The organism is Pseudoalteromonas sp. P1-7a, from assembly GCF_001401855.1.
Lineage (GTDB): Bacteria > Pseudomonadota > Gammaproteobacteria > Enterobacterales > Alteromonadaceae > Pseudoalteromonas.
The window spans coordinates 15,191-35,895 of the sequence record NZ_LKDU01000028.1 but is presented as its reverse complement, the minus strand read 5'-3'; the positions used below and the strand labels follow the sequence as shown (position 1 = coordinate 35,895).

Genomic DNA, 20,705 nt, shown 5'->3' with positions numbered 1-20,705 from the left:
TATTATGGATTACGGAACATACAGAGGCATTTTGACTCTGGTAATTTTAGTATTGTTTATTGTGATTGTTGTATGGGCATACAGCAAGCGTAGCAAAAACCGTTTTGATGACGCTGCTAATGCCATTTTTGAAGATGAAAAAAAACATAACAACACACTCTCTAACGAGGAAAAGGAGTCTGAAAAATGACTAGCTTTTGGAGTATTTGGGTTATTGTATTAACCCTAGCCTGCTTAATCATCATTTTTAGCCTATTAGTTTGGAACCTTAAAAACTATGCAGGCGTAAAAGAAGGTGAAGACTGCGGACACGAATATGACGGCATTACCGAACTAAATAATCCACTACCAAAATGGTGGACGTACATGTTCTTCGCAACATTTATTTGGTCGGTATATTACTTAGCAGCTTATCCAGGTTTAGGTAACTGGGAAGGCTTAGGTAAATGGACAAGCTCTAACCAAGGTATTACCTCTTTAGCTGAATCTAAAGAAGCCACAGCTAAAGCAAAAGAAGAAGGCCGCTATGTAAAACTTGATAAAGAATACGAAGCAGCCGAAGAGCGTTTTGGCCCTATTTTCAACAAGCTTGCACAAGTACCCGTTTTAGATTTAGTTAACTCTAAATTTGAAGGTGATGCAGCGCAGCAAGTGGCTCTTGAAAATGGCGAAAAGCATGAACAAACAGACGGTCAGTTAGCTCTTGAAATTGGTCAGCGTTTATTCTCGCAAAACTGTGCACAATGTCATGGTTCAGATGCACGTGGTGCAACTGGCTTCCCTAACCTAACTGATAAAGACTGGTTATACGGTGGCTCACCAGACAAAATTAAAGAAACGCTTCTTTATGGTCGTGTAGCAGCGATGCCTTCTTGGAGTGCAGCACTGGGTGAGCAAGGCGTTAAAGAAATGACAGCGCACGTACTTAGCTTATCTGGTCGTACTGTTAACCAAAAAGATGCAGCCGCAGGTGCCGCCAAGTTTGCAATGTGTGCCGCGTGTCACGGTGCTGATGGTAAGGGTTCTGTAGCACATAACTTACCGTTTGGTGCGCCTAACCTAACGGATAACATTTGGTTGTACGGTGGCTCTCAACGCGCAGTTGAAGAAACACTTAACCATGGCCGCGCCGGTGTAATGCCAGCATGGAAAGATATTTTAGGTGAAGACAAAATTCACCTGTTAACTGCCTACGTTTACAGTTTATCGCAAGATAAATAAACACGGAGTTAACCATTAATTAATCTTATTATTTCAATAGATTAATCCAGATCAAAAAAGCCTCCTGTCGGAGGCTTTTTTTTAGTCTTTTACCAATATTTGCTATAAAATAGCACCACCTAAACTAATTTTAGAGCAACTATGCAACCTACTTCGTGGTATAAAAATTTTTGGCCTTGGTTTTTAATGTTTTTTCCGCTAGCGGCCATTATTGGGTGCATAACCTTAATTATTACTGCCGTGGGGAATGGCCCAGATATGGTAGTTGATGATTACTATAAAAAAGGTAAAGCAATAAACTTAGAGCTTACTAAGTTTGAAAAAGCCAAAGCCCTGTTTTTACATGGCAAGCTTAATGTTACAAACGAACGTGCCAGCTTTGCCTTTACCAAAGGCGATTACAGTAACGTACACGCTTTAAAACTGTCTTTTTATCATCGCACTATTAAAGCGCATGACTTTGAAGCAACGCTTACCCCTAATGCAAATAAAGAATTTACAGCCCTACTCGATAACTACACACCAGGTGCTTACTCTGTATTTATAGAGCCTGTAGATGGCAGTTGGAAGTTAAAAGAAAATATTACTCTTCCTACAGAGCAAGCGTTGTTAGTTACCCCAAATTATAAGTAGTCATCACTATGAGCGTTTCTTGCTTTCATTGCCTTGAAAGTGTGCCAAATGGATTTAGCGCAACCGTAACAATAGATAATACACCTCAGCCCATGTGCTGTATTGGCTGCCAAGCGGTTGCGCAAAACATTGTTGATCAGGGCATGACTGACTACTACAAATACCGCACTGTGCGCGCCGGTAAAGTAGAACAATTAGTGCCAGAGCAACTAGAATTTATTAAAAGCTACGACAACGAAGACATACAAGATGAGTTTATAGCCACAACCGATAACTTGTCAGAGGTTTTATTAAGTGTTGAAGGCATTACCTGCGCCGCATGTGCTTGGCTTATTGAAAAACAATTACTGAGCTTAAAAACAGTTAAGCGCGTAGATGTTAACACTTCAACTAACCGTGCCATGATCCAGTGGGATAAAACCCAAACTCCGCTTAGCGACATTATCACCTCGCTTGCCAAAATTGGCTATAAAGCTTACCCCTTTCAGGCCGATGACGAAGCTCAACAAAAACAACAAACAGCAAAAGCGTATATTCGCCGTTTAGGTGTTGCAGGGTTGATGACCATGCAGGTGATGATGTTTGCCTTTGCGATGTACTTTGGCATGTTCTCGGGTATGGATAGTAACTTTGAAGAATACTTTCGCTGGATAAGCCTAGTCCTTGCCTCCCCCGTTATTTTGTACAGCGCATTACCTTTTTTAACCAATGCTATCAATGGCTTAAAAGCAAAACAGTTAAATATGGACTTACCCGTATCGTTGGCCATTTTTGGCGCATATAGCGCAAGTTGTTATGCCACGTTTATGCACGTAGGCGAAGTGTATTTTGAATCGGTTTGTATGTTTACCTTTTTGTTATTATTAGGCAAATATCTTGAATTTAGGGCTAGATTAAAAGCCAGCGAATTTACCGCAAACCTACAAAAACTGCTGCCTTTAACGGCCCGTACCCTTGATGATAAAGGCCAAGAGCACATTATCGCCGCTAAAAAACTCAAGCTTAATGATGTTATTCTTATAAAAGCAGGCGAGACGATTCCGGCTGACGGAGAACTAATCAAAGGACAAACGAGTGTTGATGAATCCATGATGACAGGTGAGCATCAGCCCGTAAATAAATTTATTGGTCACAATGTATACGCAGGGTGTGTGAATCATGATGGCGTAATAGAAATTAAAATTAATAAAGTTGGCCAAAATACCCTACTAAACCAAATTATACGTTTACAGCATAATGCCCTCACTAAGCGCCCTAAACTGGTAGAAATTACTGATAAAGTTGCACAGTGGTTTATTGCTTGCTTACTCGTTTTCGCCTCTATAACGGCTATTGGCTGGTACCAAATTGACCCAGAGCACGCATTTTGGATCACCATTTCTGTATTAGTTGCAACATGCCCTTGTGCGTTAAGTCTTGCTATACCAACAGCTTTAACTTGTGCTGTTGCAACGCTCACCCGCAAAGGGATTTTAATAAAACAAGCACATGTGCTTGAAACACTCTCAAAACTAACATTGTTTGCTTTTGATAAAACAGGCACGCTCACACAAGGCAAATTTAGTTTAGACGCCGTTGATATACTTGACACTCATCTCTCTAAAGAGGAAGTCCTTAATATTGCCGCCCAGTTAGAGCGCTACTCAGAACACCCCATTGCCAGTGCATTTAATAAATACGCCAACACAGAGCTTACTCTTACTAACGTTACCATTCACCCGGGGTTGGGCATCAGTGCGCAAAGCGGTGCTGATCATTACGCTATTGGTAAAAGTGGCTGGTTTGATAGTAAAAAAACGAATGCGCAAGCAAACCTATTTATAAACAAACGTGTAGTTGCCCGTTTTTACTTTATAGATAAAGTAAAACCTGGTGCTAATGAGCTTATAGCTAACTTACAAGCACAAAACTTAAGCTGTCATATGCTGACAGGCGATGCATCAGATGCGGGGCAAAAAATAGCAAAACAATTAAAGCTTAATAGCAGTCAAAGCGCCCTTTCACCTAAAGATAAACAAACCGCCGTTGAGCAGTGGTCATCACAAAGCGAAGTGGTCGCTATGGTAGGCGATGGCATAAACGACAGCCCTGTATTTGCCAGTGCACATTTGTCCATAGCCATGGAAACCGGTGCCGATATATCTAAAAACAGTGCCGATGTGGTGTTGTTAAATAGTGATTTAGCCTCTATTGCACACCTACTCAATGTTGCTAAACAAACGCGGCGAATCGTTAAGCAAAACCTGACCCTGTCTTTGGTGTATAATGCCTCTATTTTACCACTCGCAGCGCTTGGGCTTGTGGCCCCGTGGATGGCGGTTATTGGTATGTCTGCCAGCTCAATTATTGTGATTAGTAATTCACTAAGGCTTTTAAAATTATGAGCATAATTTATATTTTAATCCCCATTGCTATTTTATTTGTAATTATTGCTATTGGCGTGTTTTTTTGGGCGGTTAAAAGCGAGCAATTCTCTGATCTAAATAAACAAGGTCATAGTATTTTGTTTGAAGATGATAAAGATCAGCATAATAAAAGTAATGATTGAGCCACTTTACACCAGCGCATTTTTAATGGGCTTAATTGGTAGCGGGCATTGCCTAGCCATGTGCGGTGGTATTGCCAGTTCATTGCAATTGGCCACCGACAAACGCCAATCTATTATTTATTCTTTTGCGTATAATACTGGCCGAGCGTGTAGTTACATGCTTGCTGGAGCCCTTGTTGCGGGTATAAGCAGCCAATTTGCAAAACAAAATACGTTTTTTTCTGTCACGCTTTCATTTGTTGCTGCTATTTTTATGCTGTTGGTTGGCGTGTATATTATGCGTATAGGACCTACTCTGCAATGGCTCGAAAAAATCGGGAAAACTCTTATTTGGCAGCACATTGTTAAGCTTAATAAGTATTTAATGCCAGTAGATTCAACAGCTAAAGCATTAGGCTATGGCGCCTTGTGGGGTTGGCTACCTTGTGGTTTGGTTTATTCTGCGCTTACCTGGGCAATGACCAGCCCTAGCGCATTTGACGGAGCTATAGTGATGCTTTGCTTTGCATTTGGCACCTTTCCGGCCATGATCACCCTAGGGTTGGCCGCTCAAAAGCTCAATAGTGTCATTAACCACCCATGGACGCGTATTGTTTTAGGCAGTATTATAATTTGGTATGGTATGTACCTATTTATAATTGCCACCGATAAACTCGTACATTAATCGTCGCGGTATTAACCCTTTGGGTTTATTTTCAGTACTGTGTATAAAAATTAAAACGGATTAAATTATGGATTTCTCTCAAAGTCGCGCTAAAAGTAATTGTGCAATTAGCTGTAATAATTGCAGTATTAGCCAATTATGTTTGCCGTTTTCGTTAAATGGCCAAGAAATGGACAAGCTCGACGAAATCATTGAGCGCAAAAAGCCGCTTCACAAGGGTGACTACCTGTTTGAATCTGGTGCTCCTCTTAATGCTATTTATGCAGTACGCTCTGGCTCATTTAAATCGTATACACTGTCTGAGCAAGGGGATGAACAAATTACTGGTTTTCATTTAGCCGGTGATTTAGTCGGCTTTGATGCCATTAGCAAAATGGCTCATCAGAGCTTTTCGCAAGCCCTAGAAACATCAATGGTCTGCGAAATCCCGTTCGATACACTCGATGAGTTAGCCGGTAAATTACCCAAACTGCGCCAACAAATTATGCGTTTAATGAGTAGCGAGATTACTTATGATCAAGAAATGCTGCTACTTCTTAATAAAAAGTCGGCTGAAGAACGCCTAGCAAGCTTTATTTATAACCTTTCGGAGCGTTTTGGTGAGCGTGGCTTTTCACGTAAAGAATTTAGATTTACCATGACCCGCGGTGAAATAGGTAACTATTTAGGCTTAACGGTAGAGACAATTAGTCGCTTATTAAGCCGTTTTCAAAAAGCGGACTTAATAAAAGTCGAGGGTAAGTTTATTACTATTTTAGATAATGACGCGCTTGCGAAAGCAGCCGCAATTGTAAAACCACGTTAATAATAGCTTCTCATTTTAAAATTAATCCATCCCTGAATTGGAGCGTAATTATTTGCAATTATGCTCTATCTCTACTAACACTTTGGGTAGAGGTATTAACCATTCACTTTTAAGAGTCGATGAATAATTACTTATCTGACTCATTTTTTAATATAAAAGCAACTACGTCCTATTAAACTCTTATATAGAAGGACAATCTTATGCCTAATTCTTTATTTCTATTTATCACTCTTTCTTTAAGTATTTTATTTAGTAGCCAAGCATCGAGCTCAATGATCCCCGATGATGGCATTGATGACTCACAAGCACTAAAAGAGTTGATTTTAAACACTGCAGAAAATTCTGAGCTTAAAATAGACAAGCCTGGAGTTTACGATATATGTTCAGCTATTATCGTCAGAAACCTTAGTAACATTACTATCACCGCTAATGCTGGCGTTATACTAAAAAAGTGTGACCAATTTGAAGGAGAATATATTTTATCCTTTTATAATTCACGCTTCATAGAAATTAATGGTTTTATTTTTAGAGGGTTAACCACAGACAAAATTAATTATGTTTGGGGTGAGCAAGGTATCCTTTTTGCAGGCTCCGAAGATATTTTAATTAAACATAATCGTTTTTATGATTTTGGCGATGCGGCTATAAGAGCAACATCTTCACACTTATCATCCCACGATACGAATATAAATTCTTTCAGAATTGATATTCGTAATAATTACTTTGAAAATGTTACACAAGTAACAACTACTCACCCGTGGAATAATAACTATGGAGGTACGCATGATATTACAGTTGAAAATAATATTTTTGAGGGATTGAAGGGATCATTGAAATTTGCCACGGTTAAACCTGTATCAAAGGCCCTAGTAAGATATAACACTTTCAAAAACACCAAAGGCACAGCTATAGAAATTACTTATTACTCTAACGTAAAAATTATTGCTAATACCTTTATAGACAGTGATAAGTTTATCCTCAATACTTACCCTAACAAACCAAAAAGTGTAACGGAGCCTTTTAATTGGGGAAGTATTTATTTTACTCACAACACAGTTTTACGTTCTAAGGGAGGTATTAGAATACAGTCAGATGTAACCGGCGAGCTAATAGATGACAAATACGTAAGAGGCATTTATATCAATAACAATCACTTTATTGACGTTGATATGACTGTTTATCCTGAAAAGAAATATTGGTATCTTATTAACTTATTCAGTAGAGGTGGAAAGAGTTATCTGTTTTCTACCATTAAAGATAACGTTTATAACTTACGACCTGAAGTGGGCTTTGTGAAAAAAACGAGTGGATTCACTGTAGAAGATAACACTTCAATAAAACCTGAGAATAATTAAATTTTTATAAAGCCCTTCATGCTTTTATTCAAGATAAAGAGTTTTAAAATTAGAGAAACTTTATTTCTTGATATAGAACAATAATCTTAGTGCTACCCCTTTAACTGCTGTGTATTTACGTTACACTGAAAGTAAGTTAAAAAAAGGGAGTAGCATATGAACACTATTAAACGTATTTTAGCCGTTATTGACCCCACTAAAGATGATCATCACGGTTTAGCTCGCTCAATTGATTTAGCTAAAAAGTCAGGTGCCAGTATTACCGCCTTTATGACTGTTTACGACTTCTCTTACGAAATGACCACTATGTTGTCGTTCGAAGAGCGCGAAGCAATGCGAAAAGCCGTTATTGCTGATAGAGAAATATGGCTTAAAGATATAATTTCTACCTACCCAGATATAAACATCACCACCGAAGTGGTATGGCATAACCGCCCGTTTGAAGCCATTATTAATACTGTTATCGAGCAAGAGTACGACCTAGTTGTTAAAAGCACCCATCAGCATGGCGCGCTTAAGTCGGTTATTTTTACCCCTACTGATTGGCATCTAGTACGCAAATGCCCAACACCGGTATTATTTGTAAAAGAAATGGCTTGGCCTGAGCAAGGCAGTATTTTAGCTGCAGTGAATGCAGTTAGTGAAAACGACGAGCATGTAGCTTTAAATAAACGCATTATTAAAGATGCACAATTTTTGTGTGAGCTTGCCAACGCTAAGCTTAATTTGGTCAATGCCTATCCCGCTACACCCATTAATATTGCTATCGAAATCCCTGAGTTTAACCCCAGCCTTTACAACGAATCAGTAAAAAAACACCACATAGAATCTACCAACGAGCTCGCTAAAACATTTAATTTAACTAACGAGCAATGCTTTATAGAAGAAGGCCTGCCTGAGGATGTAATCCCCGATGTAGCAAGTCGCTTAAATAGCGAATTAGTGGTAATTGGCACTGTAGGTCGAACAGGTTTAAGCGCTGCGTTAGTAGGTAACACTGCCGAGCACGTAATAGACAGCCTAGATTGTGATGTACTTGCTTTAAAACCCGATGGCTACGTAAGCCCACTTGCCAAAAGTTAAACAAAGCCTTAACTAGCGCTTTAATACCCCTAGTACTTGGGTATATAATACGCCCCTTTATTTTCAGCAAATAATTTGCCGCATTGTTTTATAAGGGGGCGTAGTGTCTCACTCAGCTCAAGCCAAAGCTCAATACAACTTAAATAAGCTACAAAAGCGTTTACGCCGTCTTACTGGCCAAGCCGTCATGGACTTTAACATGATTGAAGAAGGCGACCGTGTAATGGTATGCCTATCGGGTGGTAAAGACAGTTATACCATGCTTGATATGCTTAAACATTTAAAGCGTGTAGCACCTATTAACTTTGATTTATTTGTTGTTAATCTTGATCAAAAACAGCCAGGGTTTCCTGAACATGTTTTACCTGAGTACCTTGATAAACAAGATATTGAATACAAAATTGTAGAAGAAGACACCTACAGTATAGTGACCGATATTATCCCTGAGGGTAAAACAACATGCTCGCTGTGTTCACGCCTACGTCGTGGTATTTTGTACCGTACAGCCAAAGAAATGGGCGCGACTAAAATTGCCCTTGGCCATCACCGCGACGACATGATCGAAACACTCTTTTTAAACATGTTTTACGGCGGCAAACTTAAAAGCATGCCGGCTAAATTAATGAGCGATAACGGCGAGCACATGGTTATTCGCCCGCTAGCTTACTGTAAAGAAGCCGATATAAGTAAATACGCATTTAGCCAAGGTTACCCTATTATTCCGTGTAATTTATGTGGCTCGCAAGAAAACCTGCAACGTAAACACACTAAAAACATGTTAGCGCAGTGGAATAAAGAGCACCCAGGGCGTATCGAAAGTATTTTTACTGCAATGCAAAATGTGGTGCCTTCGCATTTAGCCGATACAGCACTATTTGATTTTGAAAACCTAAAAACCGGCGATGTTATTGATGGCGGTGATATAGCACTTGATAAACCAGATATCCCAAAAGCGCCTGTAAGCGATGAAGATGAAACCCAAGATCAGCAAACTGATGTGGTTACTATTAACCTAAGCTAACCGTTTAAAAAAATACAGTTAAGGGGCTTTATGCCCCTTATTTATTACCATTAACCTTTATCAGCTAACCCTTTTAAAAACTCTAAACTCATTCGTTCTTGCTCATTTGCTTGATAAGGCAGTTGTTGCAAACTATCGTAGGCAAAATCTTTAATTTCAAACTCAGCAATGTCACTGCTACCAAAACTATTACGTTCACCGGGGCTTGGCGACATGCGCTCTATCACAAAGTCACTTAAACGCATATTCACTACCCCTTGTGGTAATACCGACCAATGCGCCTTTAAATCCACCGTTTGACTGCCTTGTGAGAGTTTCTTTTTAGTCACCAAATGTGCAAGTGGGCTCGTATCACTGTATAAATTTGCCCTAATTCTATATAAGCCGCTTTTGAGCACCTTTAAATGCGCTGTAGCTATCATATTTTCGTTTTGTGCATAGGCATTATCAAAATCAATAAGCGTAGCACTTGGTGGCATATACTGTATTTGCGCTACTGCAGGCACCTTTTTACCTGCAATATTTGCCTCTACAAATAGCTGTAAATTTCGCGGGTAGTCTTCACTGGCTTTAAATTTAACCGTGGCTTCGCCCTGCTGTGCTGTGGTGGTTTTTGAACTGATTGACGCTTTAGTATCGGTATTGCTAAGCGCTACATTTACCTCTGCTAGGTTTTGCGCAGCAATATTAACGGTTATATTTTGCGGATATACAAACCGGTATTTATCTAAACTAACGACGAGAGCATTACCCGCATTGTCAATGGGACTTGTAACTGGGTAAAACTGATTAGGCTTTAAGCGGTCTTCATCAAGTGCGCTCAAGGGCTGCGAATAAGGCGGGTATTTTAGTGCATTTTGGTATTGCATTGCTACATGCTCAGCGGCACTGGCTAAGTGCTGATCATAATGTATTTGGGGAGGACTTTTAGCCTGTTTTTGTTTTGGCACATCAATGGTTATTACGGTATTTTTATCTGGGCTTGCTGGCTCTGACTTCTTTTTTATTGCCAATGCAGTGGGAGGCTCAAGCGTTTTAACTTCATTTTTATTTGTATACCAGAGTAAAAACACACCAATACTAACCACAGCGGCACCAATGTAAAACTTTTTCATATTGCATCAATCCTTTAAAAGCGTGCAGTAAATAACTACACGCTCTAGCGTTTAATACCTAACGCGCTTAAAAATTTAGGTACTTATTAAGGGATCACGTTATAAATAAGTGCCGAGGCACTTTGCGTGTTTGAATCCTTAATATAGCGGTAGTGTTTTTTCCAAAACCAAGTACCCGTTGTTTTATCAAATGTATTAAAGCCCACATTTTGACCATCTACATTTATATTGTTCATCGCAATCGTGACATTGCCTTTGCGCTGCGCGTTATGAATTTCGTTGTGGCTATAGCTGTCGCTCATCATCATTGGGTAGTGGTGCGGCATAAAGCTATTAACGGCATCACCTTGCGATTTTAATCGACCATCAGTATCTATACTGCTACTACAGCTACCAAATGAACGCGCTGAGCTTGCACCGCATGATGAGTGCGACGCAACAACCGAATCGTCATTACCTTTTAAAAATGCGCCTGTGATCCCTAAGTATTCATTACCGTCAGCAACAAAACGTAAACGAGGTGTACGCGCATCTGGAAATGGAGAAATTTTACGCGCGTTATTTACTTTTAAATCATGTAACACACCAACCGCTTCAGTAACATCGCTTCCTAGCCACCATCTAAGTGCTGCATCTATAGCAAAATTCCATGAGGCACCGGTTAGTGCGCTTACAGCAATATCAGCAAGCTCACTACCGCCACCAGCACCGGCTAAATCAAATGTAGCAACAATATTAAGTGGAGTAAGCCCTGCGTTTTCTAACCAGTTTGCTTGGTTATCAATAATATGGCGTGCAATTAAATCCCCCGTTGAGTGTGTCACTAATACACAGCCATCAGCACATAAGTTTGAGCGCGATAATTGCTTTAATTTAGGCCAAACCCAATCTGTTGCTATTTTACCTTCAACACGCTCGTAGGCAGGCCAATCAATTCGCTCATCTGCTCGGTTGTTCCAATAGGTTTGCCAATAAGTTTCACCGTCATTTACTACATCGCTGCCCGACTTATTGGTTATTTGCGATACCTGCAAGCCGTGAATAAGTATAATTTTGTGATCTTTACTTGCTGCCGAAAAACTCATTAATGCGGCTAAACCGGCGCAAAGTAAGTATTTAAGCGTGTGTGTGCGTTTATTGTTGTTCATATAAATCCTTAATGTGTTCAGTGTTTTATTTTTATGCCTATGTACTTAAGGTATTCATTTACACATGTGCAGGCGCACATGCATTGACCAGTATTAGGAACAACGCTCAAAAATGCAACAATTTATTATCATTTAAATTCAGCTAAATCTATATTATCTGTATATACAGTTACTTAAATTCAAATAATTGCGATATTTAGTATTATTAACACATACCCACTAAAGCTAAAAAACCTAACGCATAAAAATACGTTAGGTTTTTAGTATTTAGTTGAACCCTAAAATATAAATAGGTATTAGTATTTTAAACGCTCATACAACCCTGAGGCTCTTGATACGCTTTTGCTCATGGCTAATTGCAGCACTTTTTTATCGGCCACCAGCTCAAAGGTGTTTTTTGCGCGGGTTATGCCTGTGTATACCAGCTGGCGATTTATACCCATACTAGCTTGCTTTAAAGGCGGTAAAACCATAGCGGTATAACTAAACTCTGAGCCCTGCGATTTATGTATGGTCATTACATACACTTTATCGTGAGCAGGTAGGCGTGCAGGTGAAAACGCCCGTACATTGTTTTGCTCATCAATAAATAATGCTTTTAACTGCCCGCTTTCATCAGGCATTAAAATACCAATATCCCCATTAAACAACTTAAGTTGATAATCGTTTTGGCTCACCATAATGGGCATACCACTGTAATGACGCTGATTTGGGCTCACCGATATTAACCCTTGTTGCGCAAGTGCTCGCTCAATGCGGCTGTTTAAGCTATTTACGCCGTAATCACCCTCACGAACGGCCGCTAATAATTGATATTGGGAAAACGCCGCGTGAACATCTGCAACACTTGCCCCCTGCGCGATTAAATTTAAATAATGGGCGTAATGCTTAGCAGCACTGTTTATTAATTTTTCTATGGGTTTTGCAACAAAGTCATAATCTAAAATAACATCGTTAAATTGCCCTTGTGTGCTTTGTTGCTCTACGTATTTTAAAATACCGTTATGGTTAGTATTAACCGCCAGCGCAAGCTGGCCAATGCCACTTTGTGCATCAAACCGGTAGCTGTGTTGTAAAAACGCAATGCAATCAGCTAGTTTAAATTCGCTATGCCCAGGCGCCGCTAATTTAGCCTCTCCTTTAAAACATAACGCATTAAGCTCATCACATCGCGCTTGCGAGTAGTTAGGCGTTTCACCTAGTGCTAACCCTTGGCATAAATCACTCATTACACTGCCGGTATCTACCGAGGCAAGTTGGTCTTTATCGCCAAGTAATATCAAACGCGCATGGGTAGGCAGTGCCTCTATTAATTTAGCCATGAGTGATAAATCAACCATGCTGGCTTCATCAATAATCAGTACATCTAAATGCAGCGGGTTTGTGCGGTTATGCTTAAATTTATTGGTAAAGGGTTTAACCCCTAAAAGTCGGTGAATAGTTTGCGCACTATCAGGAATTAAGGCCTTAATATCATCTGGAATAATTTCAAGCTTTTGTTTGGCACCTAAAATTGATTCACTTAAACGTGCTGCGGCTTTACCTGTAGGCGCCACTAGCTTAATACTTAAAGGCGCACTTTTATAAAGCGACTGCAAAATTGCCAACAGCTTTGTTACTGTGGTGGTTTTACCGGTCCCTGGCCCGCCTGTTATAACGCTAAAGCCTTTTGTTGCAGCAATTGCACAGGCCACTTTTTGCCAATCTATGGTAAGCGCTGAATTATCTACAAAGTAGTCACTTAATAGCTGGCTGAGTAACTGGGTATTTATATTTAAATGGCGCTCACTCATCGCGAGTAAACGCGTAGCTAAAGTATGTTCGTACTCAGCAAGGCGCGCAAAATAAAGCCGCTCGTTAAATAACTGTAAGGGTTTGGCCTCGCCCACACTGTTATGGGCGCTTAAACAGCTAAGCGCATCGAGGTAGGTAAAGGCTTCGTTAAAAGGCGATGTAATATTTGGTACATTGCCCTCAGTTTTAGTGAAGTCGCTTTGGCGTAAATTAAACGGGTTTTGCCAGTCGACTTCTTTTAATGTTAAACAGCTATGCTGGCTTTGCTGTGCTAAACACAGCAATAACACTATATAAAACACGTCGTTTTGCTGATTATCACACAGCATTAAGGCAAGCTTTACATCTACCATTCTTATGCGTTTTTCATCTAATAAGTAGTCAAGCAACTTCACCGTATTTAACGGCTGTACGGGTGCTGGCGGCTCATCAAACAAGCTTTGCTGCATAGGGTAGTCACTCATAACATGGCTCCTTGGCTAAATAAGCCATCTAATAGTGTGATTTGCTCTGCGGTGAGCTTATTAAAATACACCCCTTTGCCTGCCGGCATGCCGCGTAAAAAAGTATAATAAACCCCGCCTAAATGGGTTTCTATTGCATAATCACTAATGCGTTGTTTAAGTAATCGGTGCAGCGCAACGCTATAAATTAAATACTGTAAATGATACTGATGGCTATTCATGGCTTGCGCTAGCATATCGCTATCATAGTCAGCGGGCGTATTGCCTAAGTAATTAGACTTATAATCTAAAATATAATACTTACCTTGATAGCAAAAAATTAAATCTATAAAACCCTTTAAAAGGCCTTTTACATGAGAGAATTCGAGTTTGCTCTGGGTAAAACCAAAATGTTTTACCAGTATTTCGTTTAATTTAGGCGCGCTTAAACTATCTAAAGGTAAATTAAATTCCATTTCGACTAGGCAATCTGCGGGGGCTAATTGGCTTAAGCTTAATCCCTCATTGTTTAAGGGGCAGGTTAACGAATCAAGTACCCATTGCTCGGTTACGTGTTGCCAGCTTTCGCTAATATGGTATTTATCAAGCGCCTGTTTAACTACCTCTGCTAAATTTTGCTCTGGATTAGTCGGGTGTACTCGTGCACTGGTAAAGTCTATTTGTTCAAAAATTTCATGCAAACAGCTACCCGGTTTTGCCCCCTTGGGGAAACTATAAGGCGATGGTACTTCATCTTGGCTGTTAGCAAATTCATCTTTTTCATGATCTTCATCGCTGCGCCCAGGTTCAATATGATCGGTGTGCTTTTTAAAGCTCAGCGCACTAAAGCTGGTTGCTCGCCAATCTCGCTCTATGTTGGCTGTAACTGTATTCACTTTTAACGCTTGGCTCTGCTGCACTGCGTTATTAAGTGTTAACTGTCCTTGCTCGGCTAATTGCTCAGCGGTAAATTGCTGGTAACGCATTTCAGCGTGTGCGTCGCAAAATTCACGTAAGTGGGTGCGCCACGTTTGGCTACTTGTAAGCTCAAGCCCTGCAAATAGCACATGCCCTAATGCACTACTTTGTATAGCCAAGCGGCTACTTTGCCCTTGCCCTATGTTATACACCCCAAGTGCACAAAAATGTACCGCGCGGGTAAGCGCAACATAGAGTAAGCGTAAGTCTTCAGCTAAGCGTTCTTGCTCGGCTTGTGCTAAGGCGTCTTCGTTTTTACTTAAATCGTAAACTAACTGGCCGTTTTGATGATAAAGCGCGTCTTTAGTTTCGCGATAGCCACTAGCAAAAGGCATAAATACCAGCGGGTATTCAAGCCCTTTTGAGGCATGCATAGTCACTATTTTAACTAAGTTGGCGTCACTCTCTAGGCGTACTTGCACAGCCTCGCCATCTTGCTGGCTAACCTTTTGTGCAAACCAACGCAGTAAACGTAACGTACCTTCTAACTCTATTTGCTTTTGCTGCAGTATTTCACCTAAGTGCCTGAAGTCGGTTAACCATCGCTCAACGTTATAGCCAAGCCCTTGCCACTTAGCGCTCAGCTGATTATGACTTAACAAGCGCTCAAGCATGGCCATTGCGCCTTGTTTGTTCCAAATATGGCTAAGTTGCGCAAAAAAGTTTAAGTGCTCTTGCCATTTATTTTCATCCTCAGCAAGGACGTAAATTTCGTTATAGCTTAAACAAAATAATGGCCCTGCTAATACGCCGCGCAGTAACGACTCGTTATATTGCCCATGCAATGCGGTTAAAAAGTTAAGTAAATGGTGGCTAAGCTCTTGGCTAAACACACTGTCACGCGATAAATACACACTCGCAATATTGGCATTGCTCAGTGCTTTTTTCATTATTTGCGCTTCTACACGGTCACGCACTAATATACAAATATCGGCTGCGGTCACCTTATGCTTACCTATGCACGCTCGACCTTGCTCGGCTTGCTCAAGCAGTGTCACTATTTTATTGGCAAAATAGCTGGCCAAATGTCCTTGCCCTACCCTTTTGCTGGTGGGTTTGTTTTTTTCATCTGCAGCGTCATCTATAAATACATTAAATTCAAACGCGGTGGCAGGTTTGCCATCGATTGTAAATGTTTCATCGGCTTTTTTGCCTTTTGCTGCTACTGCGTTAAACGGTATGGCATCGTTATAAATAAAGCTATTAGCATGTTTAGAAAACAAGCTGTTTACACTGTTTACTATATCGGTGCTTGAGCGAAAATTAGTACCTAACGTAAATTGCTGCTCAGGCTCTACCGACTCTTTTGCGCCAATATAGGTAAAAATATCAGCGCCCCTAAAACCATAAATAGCCTGTTTTGGGTCACCTATCATGGCCAGTGTGGTGTTTTCTTGGCCGTATATTTTACTAAAAATGCCGTACTGAATTGGATCGGTATCTTGAAACTCATCAATCATGGCAACAGGAAATAACTGCGCTATTTTTTGCGATAAAGCCTCGCCCTGCTCTGCATTTAAAGCACTGTGTAAGTTAGTCAGTAAATCATCTGGGGTGATCACACTTTGCTCTTGCTTACGTTTTACAATTGCCTGTTTAACCCACCGAGCCGCGGTTTGTACAACGGCAATTTTAAGGCCCTGATTAATTTTAGTATTAAGTGCGCTAAGCTCATCAAACAGGCTAAGCAGAGGGTGGCTAAATAATGGCTGATTTTTTTTATAATTACTGGCATCACTTAAGTTTTCACTGCTCCACACCTCAAACGAGTATTTATTGGTGCCAAATTCAAAAAATAACTCATCACCTAAACAAAATGCTTCTAGGGCCGTTAAACTGCCTTTTCGCCCAGGTGTTTTAGAGCCACTTAAACCCGTGCCCTTTATTGCAGCTATAAACTCTTGCTCCAGCACTGCTTTTTTAAAAGCGGGTACTTTAGCAATGTACTCATCGCGAGCTTTAAATACGTCATCTAAGTTTATTTGCGGCACTATGTTCGCATTGGCTTTATTTAGCACACTACTGACTTGACTAAATAGCGATTCAGGGGCTGCAAACACCTCTAAAATGGCATCAGTGCGTTCTTTATTAAGTGGGTATACAAAGGCGCGCCAAAAATCCTTAATCGTGTCGAGTAGGATATCGCGCTCATCTAAAATAAACTCAAGGTTAAAGGCAACGCCCGATTCAAACGCATGTTGCTTTAACATGCGTTGGCAAAAGCCATGAATGGTAAATATAGCGGCTTCGTCCATAGATTTAGCCGCGGCATCGAGTAAATCAAAGGCGCGGTGTTTGTCATCTACTGCGGCTATTATACCTGCTATTAATTCATCGTTTGGGCTTTGGCCAAGTAATGCATCGCGCGCAGCAATAATACGGCTGCGCACGCGGTCTTTAATTTCTTGTGTTGCAGCATCGGTAAAGGTAACTACAAGTATTTGCTCAACACTTAACGGGGTGTTTATCTGCCCTGGTATTTGCAAGCCTAATAAATAACGTAAATAAAGCCCGGTAATGGTGTAGGTTTTACCTGTTCCCGCACTGGCTTCTATTAAACTTTGCCCTTTTAACGGCATTGTTAGCGGATTAAGCGCTTGCATGGTCACTCTCCTTTGCATGGGCATGTAATGGGGAGAGTAATTTTTCGCTCCACTTAATAAATTCTTCTTGGCAGTCATTAAGCGATTGCACCGTTAAACGAATATACGGGTTTTCGCCCTCGCCGCGTCCTATGTATTGTGGGTTAAACTTGCTAATAGCTTTACTAATATCGCCACCACTTTTAACATATTCATAGCCACTTACCGGATAAAATGCCACCGGCTCTTTGCGCAGGGCTTTATATAGTTCAAACCAATCACTGAGTAAGGCATCGGCCTCATGTTTACTCAGCGGTGCAAAGCTAATTTGCTTATCGAGCCCCAGTAACAAGGTTTCTACATTTTGCTCCATACTTTGTGCAACAAGGTGATATATAAAGCCTTTAATTAAGTCTTTGGCCTTTATACTGGCACTTCGGTAAAACACTTGTTTTTGAAGGTAAATATGATTAAGCCAGCCCTCAATGATGGTATTTTCTATGCGCAAAGACACCTCAAGGGGGTCGGTTTTGCCGCTTTTAATATGCTCTTTTACTTGCCCGGCTAATGCATCTACTCGGTGCGCCATGCTCTCATACACTAAACTGCCCACATTGGCTTGAGGCAGCTCCCCTCGTTGCAATATTTGCTCTGTACTTAAAGGTTGCTCATTAATGTTGGCCTCAAGTATTTCATCAAGGTAAAAATAACGGCGCAGCGCATCTAGGCTAAAAGGCTCTTCATCTTTTGCTACTTCGCTAAATTCGGGTAGGCGTAAACCTAATGTTTGCTGGTAAAAGCTCTCTTGTGCGTTGCACACACTGCGAATAAATACATCAAGCTCTAATTGCGCGGGCGCTATTACATCAATGGCTGTTAGTGGCTGCGCGTCAATGCGCTCGCTTGGCAGCCAAATAGGATTAAAACTGTGGTTACTCAGCTTTGTATCGGCTTCAGTGTCTGCTGTGTAATACGCACGATTAAAAGGCTGTAAGTGCTGTTGATTAATTAAACACTCAGGCAACGTTTTTTCGCTGTCATTTGTAAGCACAAAGCTGCGGCCTATGTACTCTAAAAGCTCGCTTACTAAGGTCGAGGGCATACGTGGTTGGTTGTCAAAGCACGAACGGCCAATGTAACTTATGTATAAATTGTCGCGGGCACTCAATAAAGCTTCTAAAAACAAGTAACGGTCATCTAATTTACGTGAACGGTCACCTTTTTGTTTTTTAGAATACGGTACTAAGTCAAACCCTATTGGCTGCACTGTACGTGGGTAGTCGGCATCGTTTAAGCCAAGCATACACACCACTTTAAACGGCACGGCGCGCATAGGCATTAGTGTACAAAAGTTAACTTGCCCCACTAAAAAGCGCTGCCCTACGCCTTTTTCTTGAATGCCTTGTTTTATCAGGTAGCTTACAATACGCTGCGAAACAGCTTTATCGTAATCGCCATTATCGTGGTGTTTTTTAAGTTCCTCTAAAACAGTTTGCAGTACCAGTAAATCCCAGCTGTCGTCGCCTTCGTTGTAATAAATAGCATTTATGAGCTCAGATAAAATATCCGCTTTATTACTAAGCGTATCATCAGGGGTTAGCTCATCCTTAAAGCGCTGCAGTACATCAATAAAATGCACTAACTTATTAAGGGTATCAAGCGCCATGCCCTCTACTTCATCGGCACTGTAAATGCCGTTAAACGGGCATTGCTCGTCGCGCTGGGCTATGCCTAGCAGTAAACGATTTAAACCATGCTGCCAGGTATTTAAATCTATTGCGGGTAAATCAAAGCTGCTTTTATGCTCGGCATTTATACCCCACTTTACGCCAACTCGCTCAAGCCAATATTGAATTTGCTCGTACTCGTGCGCTTCAAGGCCAAATTTTTCGGCAATTTGTGTTACTTGCAGTAAGTCGAGAATATCCGATACACCAAAACGTGAAAACGGCAAATTGGCCAAGCTGGCAAACGAGTTAAGCACAGGTTTTTCTTGCTCTATGGCTAAATCGGCCAAAGCATAAGGAATAAAGCGGCTGGTGTTTTGCGCGCCGCCAAATACCGCTTCAATGTACGGGCTGTACGTACCTACATCTGGCATCATTACAATAATGTCTTTGGGAGTGAGCGACGGATTTTGATTAAACAAAGTCAGTAAATAGTCGTGCAAGCGCTCAACTTCTCTAAGCGGTGTATGGCAATCGCTTAGGGTAATACTGGTGTCAGTGTCGCTAATGGGCAGCTTGCCCTCATCATTAATAAACCACTCTTTATTATCGGTAAGCGACTCACCTTTAAATGCCAGTTGGTAAATCTCACTTTGAATTTGCCCTAGTAAACTATCGTCAAACGCATCTATAAAGCCATCAATCCAGCGCGCATCAAGTTGTACGAGTTGCTCAAAGTAATCGCGCCCTAGTTTTCCCCACGACGATAACAACGGGTTGCCTATAAAGTAGTATTCTTCGTCAGGGTTAGCTTGTTTTTTTTGCTGCGCTTCTAAAAGCGGCATTTTGGCGTATTTGGCATTTATTTTGGCTGCTGTTTTTTCATCAACCACATCGCCCCAATAGTGCTCACTTGGGTTAAAAAAGAATAAAAACACCTCTGTTTTTTTGCTCAGCGCTTCAAACACCTCAAGTTGTGAGCTGGCAATCGCCGATATACCAAATAAACTAATGCGCTTAGGTAGTAAGCTATTATCCATATTTTCAAGGGCTGCAAGTAACTGCCCTTGCATGTTGGCACGATGAAATTGGCTTTGCCCAAGTGCTTTACTGTGCGCCACTAGCTTTCGCCATAAGTCGGGCTGCCATGGGGCAATGCTTACATCAACATCGTCAAGTTCGTCTTTTTCGCTATCCCAAGTGGCAATCCAATGCGGCCGGTACATTAAGTATTGATCGTACACATCGGCAATTTTTTCGCACAGCGCAAAGGTTTTTTGCCCGTCTATATCACCCTCTAAATACGTTTTTAGCGGCAAATAAAGCGGCTCATTTATACAACTGGGCAGTATTGCAAATAATTTCCAAGCAAGGTTAGGCTTATTAAATGCCGACTCTTTTGGCACATTAGGCAGCAATTGCTGATACAACTGCCATATAAAGCTCGATGGCAGCGGAAAATCAACCTGCGCGGCTATGCCTAGGTTTTCGCTTAAACCAATTTTTAGCCACTGTGACATACCCGGCGATTGCACTAATACCACTTCTTTATCGAATGGGCTTTGCAGCGGGTTTACTTTTAACAGCTGATTAAACTGAGCTTGCAGCGCTTCCATACGGTTTGATTGAATAATATTGAGCATACAAC

General features: G+C 40.9%; 15 protein-coding genes. 10 read left to right on the top strand and 5 right to left on the bottom strand.

The window, feature by feature from the left end:
- Positions 1-4: 4 nt before the first annotated feature.
- The 10 genes from AN389_RS15560 to ttcA all read left to right on the top strand — a co-directional run bounded on the left by AN389_RS15560 (position 5) and on the right by ttcA (position 9,330).
- Complete coding sequence (locus AN389_RS15560; RefSeq protein WP_004588824.1) at positions 5-190, top strand: CcoQ/FixQ family Cbb3-type cytochrome c oxidase assembly chaperone; 186 nt, start codon at positions 5-7, stop codon at positions 188-190.
- Positions 187-1,221: a cytochrome-c oxidase, cbb3-type subunit III gene (ccoP, locus tag AN389_RS15555; protein WP_055015666.1), complete on the top strand. Its 1,035-nt coding sequence runs from the start codon at positions 187-189 to the stop codon at positions 1,219-1,221. The genes AN389_RS15560 and ccoP overlap by 4 nt, the downstream gene beginning before the upstream one ends.
- Positions 1,222-1,362: 141 nt before the next feature.
- Positions 1,363-1,854, top strand: coding sequence for a FixH family protein (locus AN389_RS15550; RefSeq protein ID WP_055015667.1), 492 nt, complete (start codon positions 1,363-1,365; stop codon positions 1,852-1,854).
- 8 nt (positions 1,855-1,862) lie between these two features.
- Positions 1,863-4,238: a heavy metal translocating P-type ATPase gene (locus AN389_RS15545; RefSeq protein ID WP_055020210.1), complete on the top strand. Its 2,376-nt coding sequence runs from the start codon at positions 1,863-1,865 to the stop codon at positions 4,236-4,238.
- Positions 4,235-4,402 carry a cbb3-type cytochrome oxidase assembly protein CcoS gene (ccoS, locus tag AN389_RS15540; protein WP_055015669.1) on the top strand — a complete coding sequence of 56 codons (168 nt, stop codon included), beginning with the start codon at positions 4,235-4,237 and terminating at the stop codon, positions 4,400-4,402. The genes AN389_RS15545 and ccoS overlap by 4 nt, the downstream gene beginning before the upstream one ends.
- Positions 4,395-5,066: a sulfite exporter TauE/SafE family protein gene (locus AN389_RS15535; protein WP_055020209.1), complete on the top strand. Its 672-nt coding sequence runs from the start codon at positions 4,395-4,397 to the stop codon at positions 5,064-5,066. The genes ccoS and AN389_RS15535 overlap by 8 nt, the downstream gene beginning before the upstream one ends.
- 67 nt (positions 5,067-5,133) lie before the next feature.
- A complete protein-coding gene (locus tag AN389_RS15530; protein ID WP_055020208.1) occupies positions 5,134-5,871 on the top strand; it encodes an FNR family transcription factor in 738 nt (245 codons plus the stop codon).
- Between the two features lie 200 nt (positions 5,872-6,071).
- Positions 6,072-7,226, top strand: coding sequence for a right-handed parallel beta-helix repeat-containing protein (locus AN389_RS15525; protein WP_055020207.1), 1,155 nt, complete (start codon positions 6,072-6,074; stop codon positions 7,224-7,226).
- Positions 7,227-7,382: 156 nt separating this feature from the next.
- Positions 7,383-8,309 (top strand): universal stress protein UspE, encoded by a 927-nt coding sequence (gene uspE / locus AN389_RS15520; RefSeq protein WP_055020206.1) that lies wholly within the window; start codon positions 7,383-7,385, stop codon positions 8,307-8,309.
- 103 nt (positions 8,310-8,412) lie between these two features.
- Positions 8,413-9,330 carry a tRNA 2-thiocytidine(32) synthetase TtcA gene (ttcA, locus tag AN389_RS15515; RefSeq protein ID WP_055015673.1) on the top strand — a complete coding sequence of 306 codons (918 nt, stop codon included), beginning with the start codon at positions 8,413-8,415 and terminating at the stop codon, positions 9,328-9,330.
- A 50-nt stretch (positions 9,331-9,380) separates the two neighbouring features.
- Here ttcA and AN389_RS15510 read toward each other — a convergent pair whose 3' ends face one another.
- The 5 genes from AN389_RS15510 to recC all read right to left on the bottom strand — a co-directional run bounded on the left by AN389_RS15510 (position 9,381) and on the right by recC (position 20,700).
- On the bottom strand, positions 9,381-10,445 hold the full coding sequence (locus AN389_RS15510; RefSeq protein ID WP_055020205.1) for a hypothetical protein: 1,065 nt from the start codon (positions 10,443-10,445) through the stop codon (positions 9,381-9,383).
- An 86-nt stretch (positions 10,446-10,531) separates the two neighbouring features.
- The gene (locus AN389_RS15505) at positions 10,532-11,593 is read right to left on the bottom strand and encodes a hypothetical protein (RefSeq protein WP_055018359.1); all 1,062 of its coding nucleotides are present in this window, start codon (positions 11,591-11,593) and stop codon (positions 10,532-10,534) included.
- Positions 11,594-11,889: 296 nt separating this feature from the next.
- Positions 11,890-13,851: an exodeoxyribonuclease V subunit alpha gene (gene recD, locus AN389_RS15500; protein WP_055018358.1), complete on the bottom strand. Its 1,962-nt coding sequence runs from the start codon at positions 13,849-13,851 to the stop codon at positions 11,890-11,892.
- The gene (gene recB, locus AN389_RS15495; protein ID WP_055020204.1) at positions 13,848-17,411 is read right to left on the bottom strand and encodes an exodeoxyribonuclease V subunit beta; all 3,564 of its coding nucleotides are present in this window, start codon (positions 17,409-17,411) and stop codon (positions 13,848-13,850) included. The genes recD and recB overlap by 4 nt, the downstream gene beginning before the upstream one ends.
- Positions 17,398-20,700 (bottom strand): exodeoxyribonuclease V subunit gamma, encoded by a 3,303-nt coding sequence (gene recC, locus AN389_RS15490; protein ID WP_055020203.1) that lies wholly within the window; start codon positions 20,698-20,700, stop codon positions 17,398-17,400. The genes recB and recC overlap by 14 nt, the downstream gene beginning before the upstream one ends.
- Positions 20,701-20,705 lie beyond the last annotated feature (5 nt).

Excerpts from the sequence above, each read along its gene's own strand:
- AN389_RS15525 (WP_055020207.1), top strand. The coding sequence starts at position 6,072 with ATGCCTAATTCTTTATTTCTATTTATCACTCTTTCTTTAAGTATTTTA.
- AN389_RS15530 (WP_055020208.1), top strand. The coding sequence starts at position 5,134 with ATGGATTTCTCTCAAAGTCGCGCTAAAAGTAATTGTGCAATTAGCTGT.
- ccoP (WP_055015666.1), top strand. The coding sequence starts at position 187 with ATGACTAGCTTTTGGAGTATTTGGGTTATTGTATTAACCCTAGCCTGC.
- AN389_RS15545 (WP_055020210.1), top strand. The coding sequence starts at position 1,863 with ATGAGCGTTTCTTGCTTTCATTGCCTTGAAAGTGTGCCAAATGGATTT.
- AN389_RS15510 (WP_055020205.1), bottom strand. The coding sequence starts at position 10,445 with ATGAAAAAGTTTTACATTGGTGCCGCTGTGGTTAGTATTGGTGTGTTT.
- AN389_RS15560 (WP_004588824.1), top strand. The coding sequence starts at position 5 with ATGGATTACGGAACATACAGAGGCATTTTGACTCTGGTAATTTTAGTA.
- AN389_RS15550 (WP_055015667.1), top strand. The coding sequence starts at position 1,363 with ATGCAACCTACTTCGTGGTATAAAAATTTTTGGCCTTGGTTTTTAATG.
- AN389_RS15505 (WP_055018359.1), bottom strand. The coding sequence starts at position 11,593 with ATGAACAACAATAAACGCACACACACGCTTAAATACTTACTTTGCGCC.
- AN389_RS15535 (WP_055020209.1), top strand. The coding sequence starts at position 4,395 with ATGATTGAGCCACTTTACACCAGCGCATTTTTAATGGGCTTAATTGGT.
- uspE (WP_055020206.1), top strand. The coding sequence starts at position 7,383 with ATGAACACTATTAAACGTATTTTAGCCGTTATTGACCCCACTAAAGAT.
- ccoS (WP_055015669.1), top strand. The coding sequence starts at position 4,235 with ATGAGCATAATTTATATTTTAATCCCCATTGCTATTTTATTTGTAATT.
- recC (WP_055020203.1), bottom strand. The coding sequence starts at position 20,700 with ATGCTCAATATTATTCAATCAAACCGTATGGAAGCGCTGCAAGCTCAG.
- recB (WP_055020204.1), bottom strand. The coding sequence starts at position 17,411 with ATGCAAGCGCTTAATCCGCTAACAATGCCGTTAAAAGGGCAAAGTTTA.
- recD (WP_055018358.1), bottom strand. The coding sequence starts at position 13,851 with ATGAGTGACTACCCTATGCAGCAAAGCTTGTTTGATGAGCCGCCAGCA.